General features: G+C 37.2%; 20 protein-coding genes, 2 pseudogenes and 1 other annotated feature. Of the genes and pseudogenes, 15 read left to right on the top strand and 7 right to left on the bottom strand.

The features are described 5' to 3' along the window. Window positions 1-16 precede the first annotated feature (16 nt). Window positions 17-403 (bottom strand): DUF3938 domain-containing protein, encoded by a 387-nt coding sequence (locus KPL75_RS11810; protein WP_219920768.1) that lies wholly within the window; start codon window positions 401-403, stop codon window positions 17-19. A gap of 341 nt (window positions 404-744) precedes the next feature. Continuing rightward, complete coding sequence (locus tag KPL75_RS11805; RefSeq protein WP_016096587.1) at window positions 745-1,638, bottom strand: YitT family protein; 894 nt, start codon at window positions 1,636-1,638, stop codon at window positions 745-747. Window positions 1,639-1,913: 275 nt separating this feature from the next. On the opposite strand from KPL75_RS11805, the gene KPL75_RS11800 reads away from it, so the two are divergent. The 5 genes from KPL75_RS11800 to KPL75_RS11780 all read left to right on the top strand — a co-directional run bounded on the left by KPL75_RS11800 (window position 1,914) and on the right by KPL75_RS11780 (window position 7,296). Further along, window positions 1,914-2,198: a hypothetical protein gene (locus KPL75_RS11800; RefSeq protein ID WP_215574111.1), complete on the top strand. Its 285-nt coding sequence runs from the start codon at window positions 1,914-1,916 to the stop codon at window positions 2,196-2,198. Between the two features lie 28 nt (window positions 2,199-2,226). Continuing rightward, the gene (locus KPL75_RS11795) at window positions 2,227-3,009 is read left to right on the top strand and encodes a membrane protein insertase YidC (RefSeq protein ID WP_002124186.1); all 783 of its coding nucleotides are present in this window, start codon (window positions 2,227-2,229) and stop codon (window positions 3,007-3,009) included. A gap of 194 nt (window positions 3,010-3,203) precedes the next feature. Beyond that, window positions 3,204-4,166 (top strand): hypothetical protein, encoded by a 963-nt coding sequence (locus KPL75_RS11790; RefSeq protein WP_219920767.1) that lies wholly within the window; start codon window positions 3,204-3,206, stop codon window positions 4,164-4,166. A 213-nt stretch (window positions 4,167-4,379) separates the two neighbouring features. Next, window positions 4,380-4,616: a binding site (T-box leader), on the top strand. Between the two features lie 65 nt (window positions 4,617-4,681). Further along, window positions 4,682-5,995 (top strand): APC family permease, encoded by a 1,314-nt coding sequence (locus KPL75_RS11785; RefSeq protein WP_219920766.1) that lies wholly within the window; start codon window positions 4,682-4,684, stop codon window positions 5,993-5,995. Then, complete coding sequence (locus tag KPL75_RS11780) at window positions 5,995-7,296, top strand: MFS transporter (protein WP_219920765.1); 1,302 nt, start codon at window positions 5,995-5,997, stop codon at window positions 7,294-7,296. The genes KPL75_RS11785 and KPL75_RS11780 overlap by 1 nt, the downstream gene beginning before the upstream one ends. Window positions 7,297-7,330: 34 nt before the next feature. On the opposite strand, the gene KPL75_RS11775 is transcribed toward KPL75_RS11780, so the two are convergent. Beyond that, complete coding sequence (locus tag KPL75_RS11775; RefSeq protein ID WP_219917553.1) at window positions 7,331-8,212, bottom strand: IS3 family transposase; 882 nt, start codon at window positions 8,210-8,212, stop codon at window positions 7,331-7,333. Between the two features lie 8 nt (window positions 8,213-8,220). Then, window positions 8,221-8,519: pseudogene (locus KPL75_RS11770) on the bottom strand (transposase). A gap of 156 nt (window positions 8,520-8,675) precedes the next feature. Here KPL75_RS11770 and KPL75_RS11765 point away from each other — a divergent pair. Continuing rightward, window positions 8,676-8,858: a hypothetical protein gene (locus KPL75_RS11765; protein ID WP_219920764.1), complete on the top strand. Its 183-nt coding sequence runs from the start codon at window positions 8,676-8,678 to the stop codon at window positions 8,856-8,858. Window positions 8,859-8,889: 31 nt separating this feature from the next. On the opposite strand, the gene KPL75_RS11760 is transcribed toward KPL75_RS11765, so the two are convergent. After that, window positions 8,890-9,648, bottom strand: a complete 759-nt coding sequence (locus tag KPL75_RS11760) for a TrmB family transcriptional regulator (protein WP_219920763.1) — start codon at window positions 9,646-9,648, stop codon at window positions 8,890-8,892. Between the two features lie 208 nt (window positions 9,649-9,856). Here KPL75_RS11760 and KPL75_RS27810 point away from each other — a divergent pair. The 5 genes and pseudogenes from KPL75_RS27810 to KPL75_RS11740 form a co-directional block, all read left to right on the top strand. Beyond that, a pseudogene (locus KPL75_RS27810) lies at window positions 9,857-10,861 on the top strand (cache domain-containing protein); the annotation flags it as partial. Then, complete coding sequence (locus KPL75_RS27805; protein WP_375141027.1) at window positions 10,850-11,872, top strand: methyl-accepting chemotaxis protein; 1,023 nt, start codon at window positions 10,850-10,852, stop codon at window positions 11,870-11,872. The pseudogene KPL75_RS27810 and the gene KPL75_RS27805, both read left to right, overlap by 12 nt. Before the next feature lie 61 nt (window positions 11,873-11,933). Next, window positions 11,934-12,236 (top strand): MTH1187 family thiamine-binding protein, encoded by a 303-nt coding sequence (locus KPL75_RS11750; RefSeq protein WP_001018862.1) that lies wholly within the window; start codon window positions 11,934-11,936, stop codon window positions 12,234-12,236. A gap of 48 nt (window positions 12,237-12,284) precedes the next feature. Continuing rightward, the gene (locus KPL75_RS11745; RefSeq protein WP_219920762.1) at window positions 12,285-12,530 is read left to right on the top strand and encodes a YusU family protein; all 246 of its coding nucleotides are present in this window, start codon (window positions 12,285-12,287) and stop codon (window positions 12,528-12,530) included. A 310-nt stretch (window positions 12,531-12,840) separates the two neighbouring features. Then, entirely contained in the window at window positions 12,841-13,758 is a 918-nt protein-coding gene (locus KPL75_RS11740) for a proline dehydrogenase family protein (protein ID WP_002015957.1), read from the top strand. Between the two features lie 22 nt (window positions 13,759-13,780). On the opposite strand, the gene KPL75_RS11735 is transcribed toward KPL75_RS11740, so the two are convergent. Further along, window positions 13,781-14,620 carry a D-alanyl-D-alanine carboxypeptidase family protein gene (locus tag KPL75_RS11735; protein ID WP_219920761.1) on the bottom strand — a complete coding sequence of 280 codons (840 nt, stop codon included), beginning with the start codon at window positions 14,618-14,620 and terminating at the stop codon, window positions 13,781-13,783. Window positions 14,621-14,717: 97 nt separating this feature from the next. Further along, window positions 14,718-14,864 carry a YuzL family protein gene (locus KPL75_RS11730; protein WP_001096344.1) on the bottom strand — a complete coding sequence of 49 codons (147 nt, stop codon included), beginning with the start codon at window positions 14,862-14,864 and terminating at the stop codon, window positions 14,718-14,720. A gap of 237 nt (window positions 14,865-15,101) precedes the next feature. On the opposite strand from KPL75_RS11730, the gene KPL75_RS11725 reads away from it, so the two are divergent. From KPL75_RS11725 to KPL75_RS11710, 4 genes are all read left to right on the top strand, one after another. Further along, the gene (locus KPL75_RS11725) at window positions 15,102-17,483 is read left to right on the top strand and encodes a 3-hydroxyacyl-CoA dehydrogenase/enoyl-CoA hydratase family protein (protein ID WP_219920760.1); all 2,382 of its coding nucleotides are present in this window, start codon (window positions 15,102-15,104) and stop codon (window positions 17,481-17,483) included. Window positions 17,484-17,504: 21 nt separating this feature from the next. Continuing rightward, window positions 17,505-18,677, top strand: a complete 1,173-nt coding sequence (locus KPL75_RS11720; RefSeq protein WP_002112692.1) for an acetyl-CoA C-acetyltransferase — start codon at window positions 17,505-17,507, stop codon at window positions 18,675-18,677. A 433-nt stretch (window positions 18,678-19,110) separates the two neighbouring features. Beyond that, window positions 19,111-20,895, top strand: a complete 1,785-nt coding sequence (locus KPL75_RS11715) for an acyl-CoA dehydrogenase family protein (protein WP_219920759.1) — start codon at window positions 19,111-19,113, stop codon at window positions 20,893-20,895. A 145-nt stretch (window positions 20,896-21,040) separates the two neighbouring features. Next, window positions 21,041-21,763, top strand: coding sequence for an MBL fold metallo-hydrolase (locus tag KPL75_RS11710; RefSeq protein ID WP_219920758.1), 723 nt, complete (start codon window positions 21,041-21,043; stop codon window positions 21,761-21,763). Window position 21,764 lies beyond the last annotated feature (1 nt).

Raw genomic sequence — 21,764 nt, 5'->3', positions numbered from 1 at the left:
AAGAATATCTTCCAGCTTAAGAGTTACTTTCGATTTGGTGACCGTTTTCTTCTTCAGGATCTTGTAATAGGTTGAATACATCTGCTAGGCAGAATGCAATAAACCAAGTCCATAGACCGTGGAAGAAAGCTGAGCTTAATTGAAGTGGTAATGTATAGTTTGTCATTGAGTAGGAAATACATCCGCCAACGATTCCGATCATTGTTAATAACATTGTTTTTTGAGCATTTTCTTCTGGATTGAAGAGGAAGAAAATGTAGCCGCCTAAAATTGAAGCGCTTACAAGTGTTTCGATTCCATTAAAAATGATATTCTCTCCAAGTTGAGTGTTTGTCCAGAAGCAAATTACGCCGCCGATAATGGCAAACAGGACAGCTATTGTGTATCGTATATGTTGATTCATATGTTCATCTCCTTATGTAATAAGATGATTTGGAAGTCAAAAAGGTAGGTATAGTATATTGAAGTGAATTTTAGTTGTACGAATCTTTTTATAAAAAGATCAGTGAAGAATAACTAAGATGAGCAGCTTTTTTAAGCCGTTACGTGTATGGTGTCTGAAATATACACGACTTCTTGTTTCTTTTTGCTTATATAAATAAGGGAAACTTCCAAGTCTATATACTCTTTTTTGTAAGTCTACTTTTATTATAACACATTTATTGCCACACTAATAGAATTATCTGATTTTGTAATAAGTGTAAAAAATAAAAAACGCAAGGAACTGTAGCTCCTTGCGCTTTTTTATATACGTTTGAAACGTCCAACGATTTCAACGGTTTCAGTAATATTCATAAATGCTCGATTGTCTACTTGGCGAATAATTCGTTTCATTTCGCCTAACTCATAGCGAGTTACGACAGTGTAAATCATTTTTTTCTTATGGTTTGTATAGCCGCCGACAGCATCTACCATTGTTACGCCACGTATGCCGTGATGTAGTAGTGAGCTTTTTATTTCCTCACCTTTTTCTGTAATTGTCATTATCGTTAATTTAATATGTTTTGTATGCACGGCATCAATTACTTTGCTGACCACAAACCGACTAATTAACGTATAAAGCGTAATATCCCATCCGAAAATAAATCCTGCTGCAACAAGTAAGATTAAGTTGAATCCAAAGATGATTGCTCCAATTGAAACATCGCGATGTTTCGCTACAATCAATCCAACAACATCAAAACCACCTGTTGAAGAAGCAAATCGGAATATGATTCCTGAGGCCGCGCCGCAGATGACACCACCGAATACAGAAGAAAGTAAAATGTCGTCTGAAACTTGGTGTACTGGGATAATGTTCATCGCTAAAGATGATACAGCTACGAAGTATGCTGTTAAAAAGGTTGTCTTCTTGCCTAAGTAAAAGTGACTTAAAATAAGAAGAGGAATGTTTAGTAAAAAGATAAGTGCACCGATATTGTAGTGCATTAAATAACCGATAATCATCCCTACACCAGCGAACCCACCGCTAATCATATTATGCGGGATAAAAAACATATTCATAGAAATTGCATACAAAATAGAAGCTATAAAAATAACAACTAACTGTATGATAAATTCTAAGTGAAATGTTTTAGCTGCTGGGAAGGATAAAAAGGCGGTGTCGGGAACGTAATCGGCGTCTCCTAGTTGACCCATAGTATGTTTCATCTCCATATTCATTTTTGATTACAAGAAGAGAATAAAGCTTTTTTCAAAAACTGGCAATAGTTTTATTATAATGCGAAAATTTTATAAATTTCTAAAAAATTAAACCTATTCAAAGATACGTGTGAATATACTAAAGAAAGCGAATACATTGATTTTCTAGCATAATTTTTTGAGAAAATATGCAAAATTCATTTTTGAAAATAAAAGGAAATAGAGAATGTTTGTTGAATGTGCTAAAATGACTTTATTAAGGATGTGAAGCGATGGAATTTTTATTGCAGGATGCACTTCTGTATATATCGTTTGTAACGACAGCACTTTGTGTATTAGAAGTCTTTTTTCTTGCTAACGTTTCTCGTTTCGTACGTCAGCAAGCATCAAGCGGTAGACAGAGAGCTTTTAAACTAGTTGATAAGTGTGAAGAGGGTATCGGAAATGTACCGCTTTTCTCGATTTTTTATAAATATGGAATGATTCGCTCTGTCCGCAGACAAGAATCGAGTGGAGAGAGTGACGAGGTAGGCCCGTATACACCAATGTTTCGCTAATTAATTACGAAACATTGGAGGAATGAACATGTTAAAATCAAACCGAGCTGCGCTCATTAGTTTATCATTATTACTTGTTTTTGTTTTATCTGGTTGCAGTAATGCAGGCACGATAGATTCACATAGTACGGGAATTTGGAACCATTATTTCGTATATCCAATATCGTATATGATTCAATTTGTTGCTCATCATATATCTGGTGGAAGCTTTGGGATTGCGATCATTGTCATTACGCTTGTTGTTCGTTCAGCACTGATTCCATTAGCTGTTTCGCAATATCGTAGTCAAATGAAAATGAAAAAAATGCAACCTGAATTACAGAAGCTGAAAAAGAAACACGGTGATGTGGGTAAAGATCTTGAAAAACAAAAGCAGTATCAAAAAGAAATGTCAGAACTAATGAAATCAGGTGGTTGGAATCCGTTAGCTGGTTGCTGGCCAATCTTTATACAAATGCCGATTTTCTCTGCTTTGTATTATGCGATTAGCCGAACTGAAGAGATTCGTACATCTTCATTTTTATGGGTGAACTTAGGACATGCAGATCCATATCATATATTACCGATTATTGCAGCGTTAACGACATTTATCCAGATGAAGGTGTTCCAATCAAATATAACGCCTGGAGAGCAAGTGCAAATGCTGAAAATACAGCAAATAATGATGCCAGCGATGATTTTGTTTATGGGAATTGCGGCACCGTCAGGACTTGTATTGTATTGGATTACAGGTAACTTATTTACAATGACACAAACAATTGTATTAAGAAAAGTAATGGAACGTGAAGAATTACAATTACAAAAAGCTTAGATAAACGCCGCTCGTGATGAGCGGTGTTTTTTTGTCCCGTAAAAGCCCAATCCGAGTAGTGTAGGATGCACACCCCCACTAATTAAAGTTCCATTTTATTTAACTCGTTAAGGAAATTTTAAGAAACCAGCATTACTATAGGCATTGTATACGAAAGTGTACATGCTTTAGAAATGTGAAGGAGGAAATTTCCTATGAAGAAGAAAACAGTTGGGTATTTAGCAATTGCAGGTGCTTTATCATTTGGAATTATAGGAGGAATTGGTGTGCCAGCATTTGCGGCAACGAATACTCCAGCAGCGGATCAACCTACAAAAACGGCGAAAAAAGATTTAGATGCCGCTACAAAACAAAAAGTAAAAACGATTATGGATGATACAAAGAAACAATTAGAGGAACTAGGTGTAAAGCTTCCAGAGAAAGAGAAACGTAAAGATATGTTTGCGAATCTAGATGAGGCAACAAAAGAAAAAGCGAAGTCGATTCTAGAACAAGAAAAATCCGGGAAACTAACACGTGAGCAAGCGAAAGAAGAATTAACAAAACTAGGCGTGAAATCCCCAGAAAAGGGTAAGCACAAAGATATGTTTGCAGGGTTAGATGAGGCAACAAAGGAAAAAGCGAAGTCGATTTTAGAGCAAGAAAAATCCGGGAAACTAACACGTGAGCAAGCGAAAGAAGAATTAACAAAACTAGGCGTGAAATCCCCAGAAAAGGGTAAGCACAAAGATATGTTTGCAGGGTTAGATGAGGCAACAAAGGAAAAAGCGAAGTCGATTTTAGAGCAAGAGAAATCTGGGAAATTAACGCATGAGCAAGCAAAAGAAGAATTGACAAAACTAGGTGTGAAATTCCCAGAGAAGGGTAAGCACAAGGATATGTTTGCAGGGTTAGATGAGGCAACAAAGGAAAAAGCGAAGTTGATTTTAGAGCAAGAAAAATCCGGGAAACTAACACGTGAGCAAGCAAAAGAGGAATTAACAAAATTAGGTGTGAAACTTCCTGAGAAAGAAAAGCATGAAGACATCTTTGCGAACTTAGATGACCAGGCGAAAGAAAAAGCGAAAGCGATTCTAGAAAATGAAAAGAAACAACTAGCGGAATTGAATGTTGATCTGCCACATCATAAATTGTTCATGAAAAACGAAGATAAATAATTGAATTATGTAGTATCTTTCGTGTGGGCAACCGAAAGGTACATATTTAGGACCGATTTCTTAATGTGGAAATCGGTCCTTTTGATTGGAAATTAGAGAAATATAATAGCTTCTGTTATAATATAAGAAGAGAAAATTTTTTTGTTATATAAAATATATATTGATTTTTTCTAACAATTCAATATAATGAACAATAACTACAAAATTCGACATCAAGAAGTGATGATGAGGACATGATCAATTTTTTACGATTCTCAGAGAGGGAAGCCTTTGGCTGTGAGCTTCCTAATACGAGAAAATCGATTACCACCTCTGAACTGCAGCAGTGAACGGATACCTAGTAATTGCTTGCCGGCAAAAACCGTTATTTAGACTTGAGAAATTGGTGAAGTGTGTAACTTTACGAATTGAAACAAGGGTGGAACCACGAATACAACACTCGTCCCTTTTTTAGGGAGGAGTGTTTTTTTATTTTATTTTTGCATCACACTAGTATTGGAAGGAGGATACGCAGCATGCATCATGATGAGAAAAACAAAATTGGTTTAACAGTAGCACTTTCTATCGTAGTAGGAACTATTATTGGGTCTGGTGTGTTTATGAAACCAGGGAGCGTATTAGATTACTCAGGGAGTTCTAATATGGCAATCCTTGCTTGGGTAATTGGTGGTCTGTTGACGTTAGCAAGTGGTTTAACAGTAGCCGAAATTGGGGCGCAAATTCCGAAGAATGGTGGGTTGTATACGTATTTAGAAGAGATTTATGGAAGTTTTTGGGGGTATTTATCTGGCTGGATGCAAACGATTGTTTATGGGCCAGCTATTATTGGAACGTTAGGTTTGTACTTTAGTTCTTTAATGATTAATTTTTTCTATTTAGATAAAGTATGGAATTTACCAATCGCAATTGGAACAGTTGTGTTCTTAGGCGTTGTAAATAGTATGGGAACAAAATACGGAGGTATCGTTCAAACGGTTACGACAGTTGGAAAGATGATTCCGATTATATTGATTGTTGTGTTAGGTTTTTGGAAAGGAAACAGTGATATTTTCAACGTAGTTGTGCCAATATCAGAAAATCAAAGTATCGGGATGGCAATTTTAGCAACTTTATTTGCCTATGATGGTTGGATTTTACTCGCTTCTATTGGCGGAGAAATGAAGAATCCAACAAAGTTATTACCGAAGGCAATGACAGTTGGGATTGTAATTGTAACAGCTGCTTACGTATTAATTAACTTAGCGTTATTAAATGTATTACCAGCAGCGAAAATTGTAGACCTTGGAGAAAATGCAACAGCGACAGCTGCGGGCATGTTACTTGGAGAATATGGCGGGAAAATTATTAGTATCGGTATTATCGTTTCTATTTTCGGTTGTTTAAATGGAAAGATTTTAACATTCCCACGTATTCCGATGTCGATGGCAGAGCGTGGACACCTTCCGTTTTCTAAGTTTATTGCAAAAGAAAATTCGAGATTTAAAACACCAGCAAATGCGATTACTGTTGAAATTATATTAGGAATTATTTTAATGCTTATTAGTGATCCGAATAAGCTATCTGAGATTTCCGTATTCATCATTTATATTTTCTATGTAATGACATTTATCGGTGTCTTCATTTTAAGAAAACGTAACAAGGATAAAGAGCGTGCGTATAGTGTACCGTTATTCCCGATTGTACCAATCATTGCGATTTTAGGATCATTATTTGTACTTGGAAGTGCGATTATTAATGATCCGGTAAGTTGCTTCTTATCAATTGGAATTGTATTTACTGGACTTCCGGTGTATTGGTACTTAAATAAGAAGAAAGAAATTGGAGTTTAATGATTGAAGGGCAGGCGTATAATACGCCTGCCTTTTTTGCTGTAAAAAAATTATACTTGCGTCTACTTTCTCTTTTGGTTACTATAATAGTAGTAACCAAAAGAGGAAGTGTGGGGGAAGACTTGAATTTTCGTGTATATATTTTAGCTATTGCGGCTTTCGTAGTCGGAACGGTTGAGCTAATTATAGGAGGAACGCTTGATTTAGTTGCCAATGATTTAGGAGTATCCATTAGCGCAGCTGGTCAGCTTATTACAATATTTTCAGTAGTATTCGCTCTATCAGGGCCGGTTTTATTAGCAGTAACAGGCAAGTTTGAAAGAAAAAAATTGTATGTTATGGCATTATCAATTTTCTTAGTTGGAAATATTGTTTCGGCATTTAGTGTGAATTATGAGATGTTAATGTTTTCAAGGGTAATTTGTGCGGCGAGTGGATCGCTTATTATTGCACTATCTGTAACACTTGCTTCTAGTGTAGTAGAACCGCATTTTCGTGCGCGTGCAATTGGGATCATTTTTATGGGGATTAGCGGATCGCTCGTACTTGGAGTACCGCTCGGTCTTGTACTCGGAAATGCATACGGATGGCGTGCGCCATTTGTATTAATTTCGATATTAACTGTTATGGCGATCGCTTGTATCTCATTGTTCTTAACAAAAGTACCACCGACATCAGTATTATCAATAAGAGAACAAATTGCTACTTTAAAGGATAAAAAAATTGTAAGTGCACAGTTAACATCATTTTTATTTTTAACGGGTCATTTAACGCTATATGCATATTTAACACCGTTTTTAAAAGATGTGATGCATGTTGAAGCAAACTGGATTAGTGTGTTTTACTTTATTTTCGGAATCGCAGCAGTAATTGGAGGCGGGCTTGGAGGCTGGCTTGCTGATAAATGGGGATCGAAGAAAAGTATTATCTCGATTATTATCGTATTTGCATGTGCTATCTTCTTATTGCCACTAATGACATTCTCATTCCCGCTCTTTATCATTATGATGGGCTTATGGAGTATGCTGAGCTGGGCGATTTCACCAGCGCAACAAAATTATTTAATTGAAATTGCACCGGAATCAGCTGGTATTCAGCAAGGGTTAAATAACTCTGCACTTCACTTAGGAATTGCACTTGGTTCAACAGTGGGCGGAGTTGTTATTGAAAAATCATCTGTTATATATAACGCTTGGGTAGGCGGCGGTTTTATTATATTGGCACTGCTTTGTGCGATTTTCTCAATTACGAGAGGACGTTCTACTCAGTTCGTGAAAGAAGAATCTATCGTTTTGCAGTGACCCCTGTCAAGTAGACAGTATTTAAAAAGCGCAACTAAGCAACCTGAGTTCTATATTTATATGGACTCAGGTTATTTAATTTCTTTTGAAATCTTTGATGATTATAAAAGTGCATATATTTACGCACGGCAAGTTTGACCTCATTCGCTTTATGGAAGGAGTGTAAATGAAAACACTCTGCCTTAAAGTGACTGAAGAAGTTTTCCATACAAGCATTATCCCAACAGTTGCCTCTTCGAGACATACTTGCCTTCATCTGATATTTTTTAAGTAATTGATTATATTGACGAGATGTATACTGGGACCCTTGATCACTATGTAAGAGGATTCCCTTCACATTTCGTTTTTTCTTTGCCTTTTTCAGTGTATCTAACACAAGTTTCAAGTCGTTTCTACGACTGGTTTCATAGGCAACAATTTCATTATTGTATAAATCCTTAATAGCGGATAAGTACAAGCGCTGTCCATTGAAAATCAAATAGGTAATATCGGTTACCCATTTCTCATTCGGTTTTGAAGCTTGAAACTCCCTATTTAGATGGTTCTCTGAAATCACATAAGCTTCTTTTTTTCCGTAATAAGGTCGTTTTTTCCTAATTACGGCTTTGATACCTAGTTCACGCATCAATCTTTGGATGCGCTTATGATTCAAATAAAGGTTATATGTGGCTTTCAGCCACACTTGTATTCTTCTATATCCATAAATTCCTCTTAATTTTTTATGACACGCCAATATCTTTTTCTTAATTTCGATATCCTCTGATTGTTTTTTTGAAGGCGTCGTATGCCGTTTTATCCATTTGTAGTACCCACTTCTGGTTACACCAGCAATATCGCATAGAATGGTCACTGTATAACCTGTTTTTGTCATTTCATGGATGACTTCGAATTTTTTCGTTTTGGATACGACTTTCATTCCTCCTTTTACATCCCTAAGAGCTTTTTTAACATTTCATTTTCCGCTTCTAATCGTCTGATCTTAGCTTCTGGATCTTCGGGTCTAACCCCCTTGGTCTACCTAAACCTGGTCCTTTCGCTTTACCGCGTTTTTCTTCTAGTCCTTTGATTCCTTCAGCTTCAAAGTGTTTCACCCAACGACTTACAACCGAGTGATGAATACCTAATTCTTTCGCAATGTTTTTATAACTCATGCCGTCTTTTAAGTATAAATCTATAGCTTGTTTCTTAAATTCTACATCGTAAGTGACTCTAATTTTCCCCATAAAAAATCCCCTCCATAGTAAACAGAGTAATGCGCTTTCTTTTTCCTGTCTACTATAAGGGGATCATATCATTTGATAGGTTCTTTTTTTATGTGTGAAAAATTGCAGGGGTCAGTAGAAAAATGGAGAAGGGAGTATATAGCGAGGTGATAGCATATGGAGTCTAATTTTTCAATTATTGGTTTTTTATTTACGATCATACCATTCTTTCTTGTAATTTTTCTCTTTAGATGGGTTCGTTTCATCTATCAAAATTCAGAGAAACAAGTGGAGCAAAATGAGAAGATTATTGAGTTGTTGATGGAGATAAAGGAACAAAATGAAAAGGAGTCTAGGTGAAGAGCTAGACTCCTTTTTGCGTTTTAATTACTTAATACCTCAACTTCATCAACAAACTCTTAATTTCCTCATCTTCCATAAAGAGATCATGGTGTTTCTGGGTAATCTTTGCAAGTGCAACGTCATGATAGAAAAATTCTGTAAAGAACTTCACGAAAGGTTGTGACATTGTTTTCATCGCTTGCCATGATTCTTGCTCTACACCAGCGAATAAAATTTCTCGGTCGTCAACGATGAGTAGTAAATAACGCTCTAATGCGTTAGGTTCTTCAGCTGGGATTAGAAAGTGCATGTTTTCTAAATCTGTTTCTACTTTTCCAACTATAAGGGACTCGATCTGGACGCCTTGCTTTGCTTTTTGTTCAAGTAAAGGAAGATATTCTAAAAGGGTGTCATTCCATGCGGAGATGCGTATGGATTCTTCCGCATCTTCTATAAGTTGTCTACTTTGTACTTTAATAGAAGACTGCATTTTTAAACTCCAAACGCGGTCATCTGTAAATGACTTTTTAGAAATGTTATTTTCGAGTTCTTTAATATTAGATTGGAATTCTGTCGTTAGCTTTTCGATTGCTAGCTTGAGTGGTAATGCTGTATACAATTTTTTCTTTTCTGAAACAGAATCCATTACCATCCCTTTATCAATTAGGCGTGCTAACACTTCATATATTTTTGCTTTTGGAACACCTGAATGTTTAACAATCGTTGTTGCATCTAATGGTTCATTGCTTGATACGACAACTTCGTAAGCTTGGCTTTCATATTGTGAGAAACCGAATTTTTGTAACATAGTTCCCTCCGAACGAATGAGATTATAGTTTAAGGATAATGAACTATTTGTTTTTACACAAGTGGTGTGATGGAAACTAATCGTATTGAAATGAGAATAAATTTCAATTTTTTAAACTATATAGATTGAGGTTTTAGATTTATCTATTATACTTAATATAGTGATTAATACAATTAAATTTCATCGAGAAGGGGATGCTTTGGGGAAGATGTTGAGAAGTTTACGTTTAAAAATTGCGGTAGTATTTTCGGTGCTTATTTCTATGATGTTTGTAATACTAGGTACAGCTGTGTATCAGTTACAGAAGGAGAAGGAAACGCGTTCCCTCGATCAGTATTCTCAAAATACGATGGATCTTGTAACAGAGCAGTTAACTGCATTTATGCAGCGAATTGAAGAAGACATGGGGCATTATGGGAGTCATGATGATATTCAAAACATGTTACAAGATGGGGTTACTCCAGAAGAAGAGAGTTTTATTTTAAAAGAATTTTCAAGATTTAAAAAGAATCATCCTGATATTCTAGATGTATACATTGGGACGAAAGATAAAAAAACGTTAAGTGCAAACCTTGCTGATGGAGGAAAAGTACCTGAAGGATATGATCCAACAAGTCGTCCGTGGTATAAAACATCTGAAGCAGATACAAAATCGATTATTTGGGGACAACCACAATATGAAATCGCGACAGGTAAGTTAAGTATTGGAGTTTCAAAAGCCATTGTCGGGCAAGATGGCTCTGTGTTAGGGGTTGTAGCAATGGATGTATCACTAGGAACGATTCAAAAGCTACTCCATAATATTCAATATAATAATGGCGGAGAAATGTTTATTGTAAATGATAAAAATATTGCCATTGTGTACCCGGAGAAAGTAGGAAAAGATGTTTCGAAAGAACCACTTGTAAAAAGTTTAAATAAAGATGAAACGAAATTTGCGGTGACGACATTGGATGGGAAAGATGTAGTAGCCTATAGTCAAGTGTTTGATAAGATGAAATGGAAAATTGGGATTGTATATCCGAAAGAGTCAATTGATAACTTACTCGTAGAAACAAGAAATACAGTTATTATAATGGCATGTATAAGTTTATTAATTGGAATATTAGCTTCATATTTATTCTCAAGAAGATTAGCAAGACCGTTACAATTATTAACGAATCACGTTCAAAAAGTAGCGGAAGGTGATTTAACGTTGCAAATGAAAGTGACAAGTAAAGATGAGGTTGGTACGCTTACGACCCACTTTAATCATATGGTTGAGCAAATGAATGAAATGGTAAGTAAAATTAAAAATAGTGTATCGACAGTGCAACAATCGACTCATAATCTGCATTATTTAACGAGTGAAACTGTAGCAGCTAGTAGAGAAGTTTCAGGTGCCATGGATGATGTGAGCGGAGGAGCTTCTACGCTTGCTAATAGTGTAGATGAAGTTTCAGCACAACTTGAAAATATGGCACAGTCGATGGAACAGATGAATAGTTCCGTTGGTGAAATAAAGGGAGTGACCGGAAAAGCAGAGGAAGCATCTAAACAGGGGCTCAATACGATGCGGAATTTAGTTCGTACGAGAGGACAATCATCTTCTATCGTTGTTCATACGGAAGAAGCATCCGGTAAGTTAGAGCAAAGAGTTGGATCGATTCAAAATGTGGTAGAACTTATAAAAGGTCTTTCGGATCAAACAAATTTACTGGCTTTAAACGCTTCGATTGAAGCAGCACGTGCAGGTGAGCAAGGTAAGGGCTTTGCTGTTGTTGCTGAAGAGGTTCGAAAATTAGCTGAACAATCAAAAGAGGCAACCGGTGAGATTGCAATAATGATTAGCGATGTGCAGTTAGAAGTAAAACGAGTTGTAGAGGTTGTAAGTAAACTGAAAGATATTGCGGATATACAAAATAAAGTTACGACAGAGGCAGAGGATGAATTCCGCACAATCATGTCAGTCGTAAGTACAATTAGTGCTTCAGTAGAGAAGATTGTAGCAGAAGTGCAGAATATAGGTCACGAGCAAGAAGAAATTACAGAAGTTATGCAAACAATTGCTAGCACGAGTCAAGAGAGTGCGGCTGTTTCTGAAGAGGTAAATGCAGCAACTGAGTCACAAGTGAATCATTTAGAAAAAGTAGCTCATACGATGGAAAGTTTGACAGAGAATATGCAGGACTTAGAGAGATTGGTTGAGCAATTTAAAGTAGAAGAAAACAGATTAGTAAAGTGATGAGGATTTAGGTAAAATAGACAATGGATATATAAGAAGCGATTATAGGAGGTAAGTTACTATGGCAATTGTTGACGTATCGATTATTCCAGTAGGAACAGGTAATCCAAGTGTTAGTGAGTATGTAGCAGAAGTACAAAAGGTGCTAGAGAAAAATGCAGATCGCGTGAAGTATCAATTAACACCGATGAATACAGTAATTGAAGGGGATCTTCCTGTCATTTTAGAAGTCATTCAACAAATGCATGAAGTTCCATACACGAAAGGTGCACAGCGCGTTGCGACAACAATTCGTATCGATGATCGCCGTGATAAAGTAAGTACGATGGAGAAGAAATTAAACTCTGTTCGATCAAAATTATAAGAAAAAGCAGCGATATTCGCTGCTTTTTTCATATAGGAGGAAAATAAGATGAGTGAAAAGTTTAATGAGCAATTTGATGGATTATTAGAGAAATATACAGAATTATTGCTAGGAGAAAGTAATGAAGAGCAAAAAGAGCAGGTACAGAAATGGGCACTTTATTCTTATATAGCTAAGACGATGCCAGCTTTAGTGAAACATTGGAATGAGACGTATCCAGATGCAAAAGAAGAGATGGTACAGTTAATTACGAATATTAAAAAGCTGAATGATGAGAAGCGAAATGAGAAGTAAGAAGGCTTGAGATAATGTTACCTCAAGTTTTTGTTATTAATATCTTCATATAATTTAGATGAAATATAAATGGTTTTGTGAGCATGTCGAATATTTTCGGCATGCTCATTTTTTCCCTAGTAAACTCGTTTTTTTTGAATGTCGAAAAATATTTTCTTCATATTTACAAACGAGAATATAGGGTTTTAAATGTTTTGATAGTATTTTATAAATTATCTAAATAATTATTTGTATCAAATAATTTTAAACAGTGATATAATTTCGAAGAGGGGTAAAAAACAGATAAATTTTAGTCGTAGGGGTGAATTACATGGAACAATTAATGCGAAATTCGTTTCTTTTCTTATCTAAAAATAAAGCGCTAACAAAACTGGCTAAAAAGTACGGTTTACGCTTTGGTGCAGGTCGCTTCGTCGCAGGGGAAACGATTGAATTAGCGACAGCTGCAATTAAAGCATTAAATAAGCAAGGTCTTTGTGTAACAATCGATTATTTAGGCGAATTTGTTGATAACGAAGCGGAAGCAAATGAAATGGCTAGCGAATCGATTGAAGCGATTCGTGCAATTGGGAGAGAAGGTCTTAATTCACAGCTTTCTTTAAAGATGACTTCTATGGGATTAGATATCTCTGACGAAATCGTAATGAATAATATGCGCCGTATTTTAGAAGCTGCAAAAGAAAATGGTGTGTTTATTACAATTGATATGGAAGATTATACGCGCTGCGGAAAAACAATTGATATCTTTAAACAATTAAAATCTGAATACGATAATATTGGTACTGTTATTCAAGCTTACTTATATCGTACAGAAAAAGATATTGAAGATTTAAACGCTTACAATCCTAATTTACGTCTTGTAAAAGGGGCCTATAAAGAACCTGAAGAAGTAGCGTTCCCGGAAAAGAAAGATGTAGATGACAATTATAAAAAAATTATTAAAATGCACTTATTAAATGGAAATTACACTGCAATTGCTTCACATGACGAAGCGATTATTGAATATACAAAAAAACTTGCCGAAGAACACAATATTCCAAGGGATCAATTTGAATTCCAAATGTTATTTGGTATTCGTACAGAGCGTCAACTTGAGCTAGTAAAAGAAGGCTACAAAATGCGCGTTTACGTACCTTATGGAAACGACTGGTATGGCTATTTCATGCGTCGTCTAGCAGAACGTCCAGCAAACGTTGCGTTCGTATTAAAAGGTATGATCAAAAAATAACCAAGGAGAAAATACTCCTTGGTTATTTTAATTGTTGAAATGCGTAGTGCGCCATTTTTTTCGTATCAGGATATAGTTGCGCGCGAGTAGAAGATAATACGACGTTAATGACGCGTTTACCGTCTTTCTCATCAACAGTTACGACCGTATATTTTCCGAGTGCAGATAGACCGCTTTTACTTCCAATTGCATATGGATCGTCATATAGTTCTTCTCGTCCATAGTTTGCGATTTTTGGAGAGCGTTCGGAAGTATGTAGAGTTGTATTTACTGAATTCATATATTGTAAAACAATTGGGTATTTTAATGCTTCTTTCGTAATAATGGCAATGTCATATGGTGATACTTTATTTCCAAGTGCATCAGCACCACTTGCGTTTTTGAAAGTTGCATGCTTTGTACCAAGTTCCTTCGCTCTAGCATTCATCATTTTCACAAACTCATTTTTTGATCCTGCGATATGTTCTGCAATTGACTCAGCGATCGGGTCTGCACTAATGATAAGCATAAGTTTTAATGCCTCATCTCGTTTTAACTTTTCACCCGCGCGAAGCTTAATCTTTGCACTTTGACTTTCTGTTTTAATCGCATTCTCTGTAACCGTAATTTCTTCATCTTCTTTTACATTCTCTAGTAAGAGAAGAGTTGTCATCATCTTGGCTATACTAGCCGGATAAGAGCGCTCATCTTCACGTTTTCCATACAAAATTTCCCCTGTGTCTGCATCAATTGTAATCCCGTATTGCCCAGTAATGTTAGGTTGATCTGCTCTTACAACTTGTTGCCTATGCGCGTAAGAGAAGAAAATCATCCCTGTAAATAGTGTGGCGATCATTACAATCATAATTATTGTTCGTTTCATCGTCGTTCCCTCTTTTGTTTTCCATATGTACAAATAAATTGGGCAGAAAAAGCAGCCATTAATCATTATGCCACGTTCTCTGCCCAAAAATATAGCGTTATTTTTCGCCCATATTATGCTTCTTATATTGTTGGTTATTACCTTGACGCCCTTTTTCAACACCGTGATTATGCGGACCTGCATTTCCAGTTACGCTTGCTGCGCTAATTCCAGCTTTTGAAGGGTTTTTCTTAAGTTTTGCCATATATATTCCTCCAGTTTCGTCAGATTATAAAAAGGAAAAGTGCATTTTAGTGAAGAAAATACACATGTATAGCATAGCCAAATGAAAGAAAAATATTTATTTCAGAAAATTTTATCAATAAATATATTGCGAAAATTCAAACTGTATCATATATTTATTAGTAGAGGCTCACTCATTGATTGCGACTTATGTCGAAAAATTGAATGAGCATTCATTCAAGAATAGGGGGAGAAATGGATGTTCCAAATTAAAAAGGCTGCTGTTCTAGGTTCAGGCGTAATGGGTTCAGGGATTGCGGCACACTTAGCTAATATTGGTATTCCGACATTATTGCTTGATATTGTACCACCGGCGCTTACGAAAGAAGAAGAAGCGAAGGGAATTACATTAGAACATAAAAGTGTGAGAAATCGTTTTAGTAATACGGCTGTGCAAAAACTATTAAAGCAAAAACCAGCTCCTCTGACAGTGAAAGGTAATCTAGCACTGATCGAAGCAGGTAACTTAGAAGATGATCTTGAGCGTCTTGCTGATGTAGATTGGATTATTGAAGTAGTAGTTGAAAATTTAGATATAAAGAAGAAACTATTTGAAAAAATAGATACTGTTCGTAAACCAGGCTCAATTGTGAGTTCAAATACTTCAGGCATTTCCGTTGAAAAAATGGCAGAAGGTCGTTCAGACGACTTCCAGAAACACTTCTTAGGAACACACTTTTTTAACCCACCACGATATTTAAAACTTCTAGAGGTAATACCGACGAAAGAAACTGATCCACAAGTATTAAGCTTCATGAAACTATTTGGCGAAGACGTTCTTGGAAAAGGCGTTGTTATCGCAAAAGACACACCAAACTTTATTGGAAACCGCATCGGTACGTATGGCTTGCTTGTAACGCTTCAAGAAATGATTAAGCGTGGCTATAGCATTGGAGAAGTTGACTCTGTAACAGGCCCATTAATTGGTCGTCCAAAGAGCGCAACGTTCCGCACATTAGATGTTGTTGGTTTAGATACATTTGTACATGTTGCAAATAACGTATATGAAAATGTACAAGAAGAAGAGCGTGATGTATTTAAAGTACCAGCTTTCATGCATGACATGCTTGATAAAAAATGGCTTGGAAGTAAAACTGGTCAAGGCTTCTTCTTAAAGCAAGGAAAAGAAATTTTAGAATTAAATCCAGAAACGATGGAATACGAAGCTCGCAAAAAATTAAAAGCTGCATCCGTAGAGTTAAGTAAGCAAGAAAAAGGATTAGCGAATAAATTGAAAGCGCTTGTATACGCGAAAGATCGCGCAGGAGAGTTGTTATGGAACATTATCACACCAACTCTTTTATACTCTGCAAAACTTCATAAAGAAATTGCTGACGATATCGTTGCAATTGACCAAGCGATGAAATGGGGCTTCGGCTGGGAGCAAGGACCATTCGAAATTTGGGATGCAATCGGCGTTGAAAAATCCGTTCAAAAGATGGAAGAAAACGGCGCAGTTGTTCCTGCTTGGGTGAAAGAAATGGTAGAGAAAGGTTTTGCTACTTTCTATAAACACGATAATGGTGATAGCTACTATTACGATAATGGTGAATATAAGCTAATCGAACGTAACAAAAAAGCAATTTCGCTTAAGCAGTTAAAAGCGAAAAACGGTGTGTTAAAGAAAAATAGCGGAGCGAGCTTAATTGATTTAGGCGACGGCATCCTTTGCTTAGAATTCCATTCGAAGAGCAATGCAATCGGTATGGATATTACACAAATGATTAACTACGCTGTTGATGAAGTAGAAAAGAATTATAAAGGTCTTGTTATCGGAAACCAATCGAAGAACTTCTGCGTTGGTGCGAACCTTGCAATGATCTTAATGGAAGCACAAGACGACAACTACTTTGAAATTGAGTGGGTTGTGAAAAACTTCCAAGATGCAATGACGAAAATTAAGTACTCTTCTAAGCCAGTTGTAGCAGCGCCATATGGTATGACGCTTGGCGGCGGTACAGAAGTTTGTTTACCAGCAGCGAGCATTCAAGCTTCTAGCGAAACATATATGGGCTTAGTAGAAGTAGGTGTTGGCTTAATCCCTGGCGGAGGCGGTAACAAAGAGTTATACATTAAACACTTAAACAAAATGGCAAACGGTGTAGAGTTTGATCTGCAAAAAGTTGCGAACAAAGTATTTGAATCCGTAGCGATGGCGAAAGTTTCAACATCAGCACAAGAAGCTGTCTCTAACAACTTCTTAGGCGATAAAGACGGTATTAGTGTGAATGGTGATCACTTACTATATGATGCGAAACAAAAAGCACTTTCGTTATATGAAGCGGGTTATAAGGCTCCGATTCGTAAAAAGATACCAGTTGTTGGTGAAACAGGCTATGCAACGCTTGTACTTGGTGTAGAAGCAATGCATTTATCTGGTTACATTTCTGAATATGATCTTCACATTGCGAAGAAACTTGCATATGTCATTGCGGGCGGAAAAGTACCGTACGGAACAGAAGTTGATGAGCAATATTTATTAGATGTAGAACGTGAAGCATTTATTAGCTTAGTAAGTGAGATGAAATCACAAGCAAGAATGCAGCACATGCTTGTAAAAGGGAAGCCATTACGTAACTAATAACGAGGGGAGATATCGTTCATGAGAGAAGCTGTCATTGTTGCGGGAGCAAGAACACCAATTGGAAAAGCAAAGAGGGGTTCATTAAAAACAGTTCGTCCTGACGATCTAGGGGCGTTAGTAGTAAAGGAAACGTTAAAGCGTGCGAATTATGAAGGGCCAATAGATGATTTAATTTTCGGTTGTGCGATGCCAGAAGCAGAACAAGGTTTGAATATGGCTCGTAATATCGGCGGGCTAGCAGGACTTTCTTACGATGTTCCAGCTATTACAATTAACCGTTACTGCTCTTCAGGTTTACAAAGTATCGCTTACGGAGCAGAGCGCATTATGCTTGGTCACTCTGAAGCTGTATTATCAGGCGGAGCGGAATCAATGAGTTTAGTTCCAATGATGGGACACGTCGTTCGTCCAAATAGTCGCCTTGTAGAAGCGGCTCCAGAATATTATATGGGTATGGGACATACAGCAGAGCAAGTTGCTGTGAAATATGGAATTTCTCGTGAAGAGCAAGATGCTTTTGCGGTAAGAAGTCACCAGCGCGCAGCAAAAGCGTTAGCTGAAGGGAACTTTGCGGATGAAACAGTAGCTGTAGATGTAATGTTACGCACTGTTGGAGCAAACAACAAACTGCAAGAAGAAACACGTATTTTCGCACAAGATGAAGGTGTAAGAGCGGAGACGACGCTAGACATTTTAGGTAAATTACGTCCAGCATTTAACGTTCGCGGTTCTGTAACGGCTGGTAACTCTTCACAAATGAGTGATGGAGCAGCATCTGTACTATTAATGGATCGTGAAAAAGCAGTGAGCGATGGCATGAAGCCACTTGCGAAATTCCGTTCATTTGCAGTAGCTGGTGTACCACCAGAAATAATGGGTATCGGTCCAATTGCTGCAATTCCGAAAGCGTTAAAACTAGCGGGATTAGAACTATCTGATATCGGCTTATTCGAGCTAAATGAGGCGTTCGCTTCTCAATCGATTCAAGTTATTCGTGAACTTGGATTAGATGAAGAAAAAGTAAATGTAAACGGCGGTGCAATCGCACTTGGACATCCACTTGGCTGTACAGGAGCAAAACTAACACTATCCCTTATTCACGAAATGAAACGCCGCAACCAACAATTCGGTATCGTAACAATGTGTATCGGCGGCGGAATGGGAGCAGCGGGAGTATTTGAATTACTATAAAAAAAGTGGAAGCGGCTCGCTCAGAATGAGAGGGGGATGGAGCTTCAGACGAAAAGGCGCATTTTGCCTCGTAGGAAGAAGTGAAGCCACCGAACATTCTAGCCGCTGGAACTGGATTATAAAAAAAGTGGAAGCGGCTCGCTCAGAATGAGAGGGGGATGGAGCTTCAGACGAAGAGGCGCATTTTGCCTCGTAGGAAGAAGTGAAGCCACCGAATATTCTAGCCGCTGGAACTGGATTATATAAAAAATGTAGGTGGCTTGCTCAGAACAGGAGGGCGTTGGAAGGGGTGAAACGGCCGACTGTTTTAGCCACCGGAACTGGATTAGATAAAAAGAATGGAAGCAACAAAGGGGTATGAAAAATAAAAGTGAGAGTCAGCTTTCCAAAAATGAGAAAAGCGGCTTATGAAAATATAAAGGAGGAAATTTTCATGGAAAAAACAGTAGGAAATGCGGTTAAAGGCGGTAGCTTTTTAGTAGAGGAAATTACAATTGATCAAGTGTTTACGCCAGAAGATTTTTCATCTGAGCATAAAATGATTGCAAAAACGACAGAGGACTTTATCGTAAATGAAGTTCTTCCGGAGCTTGAATATTTAGAGCAACATGAGTTTGATCGTTCTGTTCGTCTTTTAAAAGAAGCTGGTGAACTTGGTTTATTAGGCGCTGACGTACCAGAAGAGTACGGCGGAATTGGCCTTGATAAAGTAAGCTCAGCGTTAATCGCAGAGAAATTCTCTCGCGCTGGTGGTTTTGCGATCACTCACGGTGCTCACGTTGGTATCGGATCTTTACCAATCGTATTATTCGGTAACGAAGAGCAAAAGAAAAAATATTTACCACTACTTGCAACTGGTGAAAAATTAGCTGCATACGCATTAACAGAGCCAGGTTCAGGATCTGATGCATTAGGTGCAAAAACAACTGCACGTTTAAATGCAGAAGGTACACATTACGTATTAAATGGTGAAAAACAATGGATTACAAACTCTGCATTCGCTGACGTATTTATCGTATACGCAAAAATTGATGGAGAGCACTTCTCAGCATTTATCGTAGAGAAAGAATATGCTGGCGTATCTACAAGCCCAGAAGAAAAGAAAATGGGTATTAAATGTTCTTCAACTCGTACGTTAATTTTAGAAGATGCATTAGTACCGAAAGAAAACTTACTTGGTGAAATCGGTAAAGGTCATATTATCGCGTTCAACATTTTAAATATCGGTCGTTATAAATTAGGTGTTGGTACAGTTGGATCTGCGAAACGTGCAGTAGAAATTTCAGCACAATATGCAAATCAACGTCAACAGTTCAAACAACCAATCGCTCGCTTCCCATTAATTCAAGAGAAACTTGCGAATATGGCAGCGAAAACATATGCAGCTGAAAGCTCTGTATACCGTACAGTAGGTTTATTCGAAAGCCGCATGAGCACATTATCAGAAGAGGAAGTAAAGGACGGTAAAGCAGTAGCAGCTTCTATCGCTGAATATGCAATCGAGTGTTCTTTAAATAAAGTATTCGGTTCTGAAGTACTAGATTATACAGTTGATGAAGGTGTTCAAATTCACGGTGGTTACGGATTTATGGCAGAGTATGAGATTGAAAGAATGTACCGTGATTCTCGTATTAACCGTATTTTCGAAGGAACGAACGAAATTAACCGCCTAATCGTACCAGGTACGTTCTTACGTAAAGCGATGAAAGGTGAATTACCACTTCTTCAAAAAGCACAAAAATTACAAGAAGAGTTAATGATGATGATGCCAGAAGAAGTAGGCGATGAGCCATTAGCACTTCAAAAATATTTAGTAAGTAACGCGAAGAAAATCGGCTTAATGGTAGCTGGATTAGCTGCTCAAAAATACGGTAAAGCATTAGATAAAGAGCAAGAAATTCTTGTGAATATTGCTGACATCGTAAGCAATCTATACGCAATGGAGTCAGCTGTTCTTCGTACAGAAAAGGCAATTAAAACAACTGGTCTTGAAAAGAATAAACAAAAAGTGTTATACACTGAAGTATTCTGCCAAGAAGCATTCAACGAAATCGAAGCAGATGCGAAAGAAACACTTATCGCAGTTGAAAATGGCGACATGCTGCGCATGATGTTATCATCATTACGTAAATTAACTCGCCACACACCACTTAACGTAATTCCAAAGAAACGTGAAATTGCTGCGAAAATTTTAGAAGATGAGCGTTACACAGTTTAATAGCTGTAAAGAACAGTAGTCGTATAAACGGCTACTGTTCTTTTTTTTTTTTTTGCAAAAATGAAATTTTTAGTGACATAAAACTAATGCCATTAGTATAATAAAACTAATATCATTAGTTTTATTCGGAAAGGGAGCTGGAAATATGAGAGTGATACATGAAAAAACGGTATATCAATTGTCATTTTTGCCAAGAGTGTTTCCTGTGAATTGTTACTTTGTCGAGGAAGAAGATGGTTTAACTTTAATTGATACGGCTTTGCCATATAGCGCAAAAGGAATTTTACAGGCGGCTGAGAAAATAGGGAAACCAATTACTAAGATTGTATTAACACATGCGCATGATGATCATATTGGTGCATTAGACGCATTAAAGGAAGTGCTTCCTAATGTTCCAGTCTATATTTCTAAGCGAGACGCAAAGCTTTTAGAAGGAGATACGACGTTACAAAAGGATGAACCGAATATACCAATAAAAGGCGGTGTACCTAAAAAGGTAAAAACAGTACCTGATGTTTTATTGGAGGATGGCGACCGAGTTGGATCGCTTCTTGCGATTATGACACCGGGACATACGCCAGGTTCCATGTCGTTTCTTGATGTACGAAATAAAGCTCTAATTGTCGGGGATGCCTTCCAAACAAGAGGAGGTATGGCTGTTTCGGGACAAATGAAATTTTGGTTTCCGTTTCCTGCAATGGCAACGTGGAGCAAAGAAATATCATTACAAAGTGCAGAGAAGCTAAGCGAATATGAGCCTTCCTTGCTTGCGGCAGGACATGGGAAAATGATAAAGGATCCAAGCACTGTCATAAAACTTGCTATTAAGGAAGCTAAGCGGAATATAGAAAGTAGGAAAGAGGGTTAAT

The sequence above is a fragment of the Bacillus sp. NP247 genome, assembly GCF_018966865.1.
Taxonomy (GTDB): Bacteria; Bacillota; Bacilli; order Bacillales; family Bacillaceae_G; genus Bacillus_A.
This window is presented reverse-complemented; position numbering and strand designations above follow the sequence as displayed.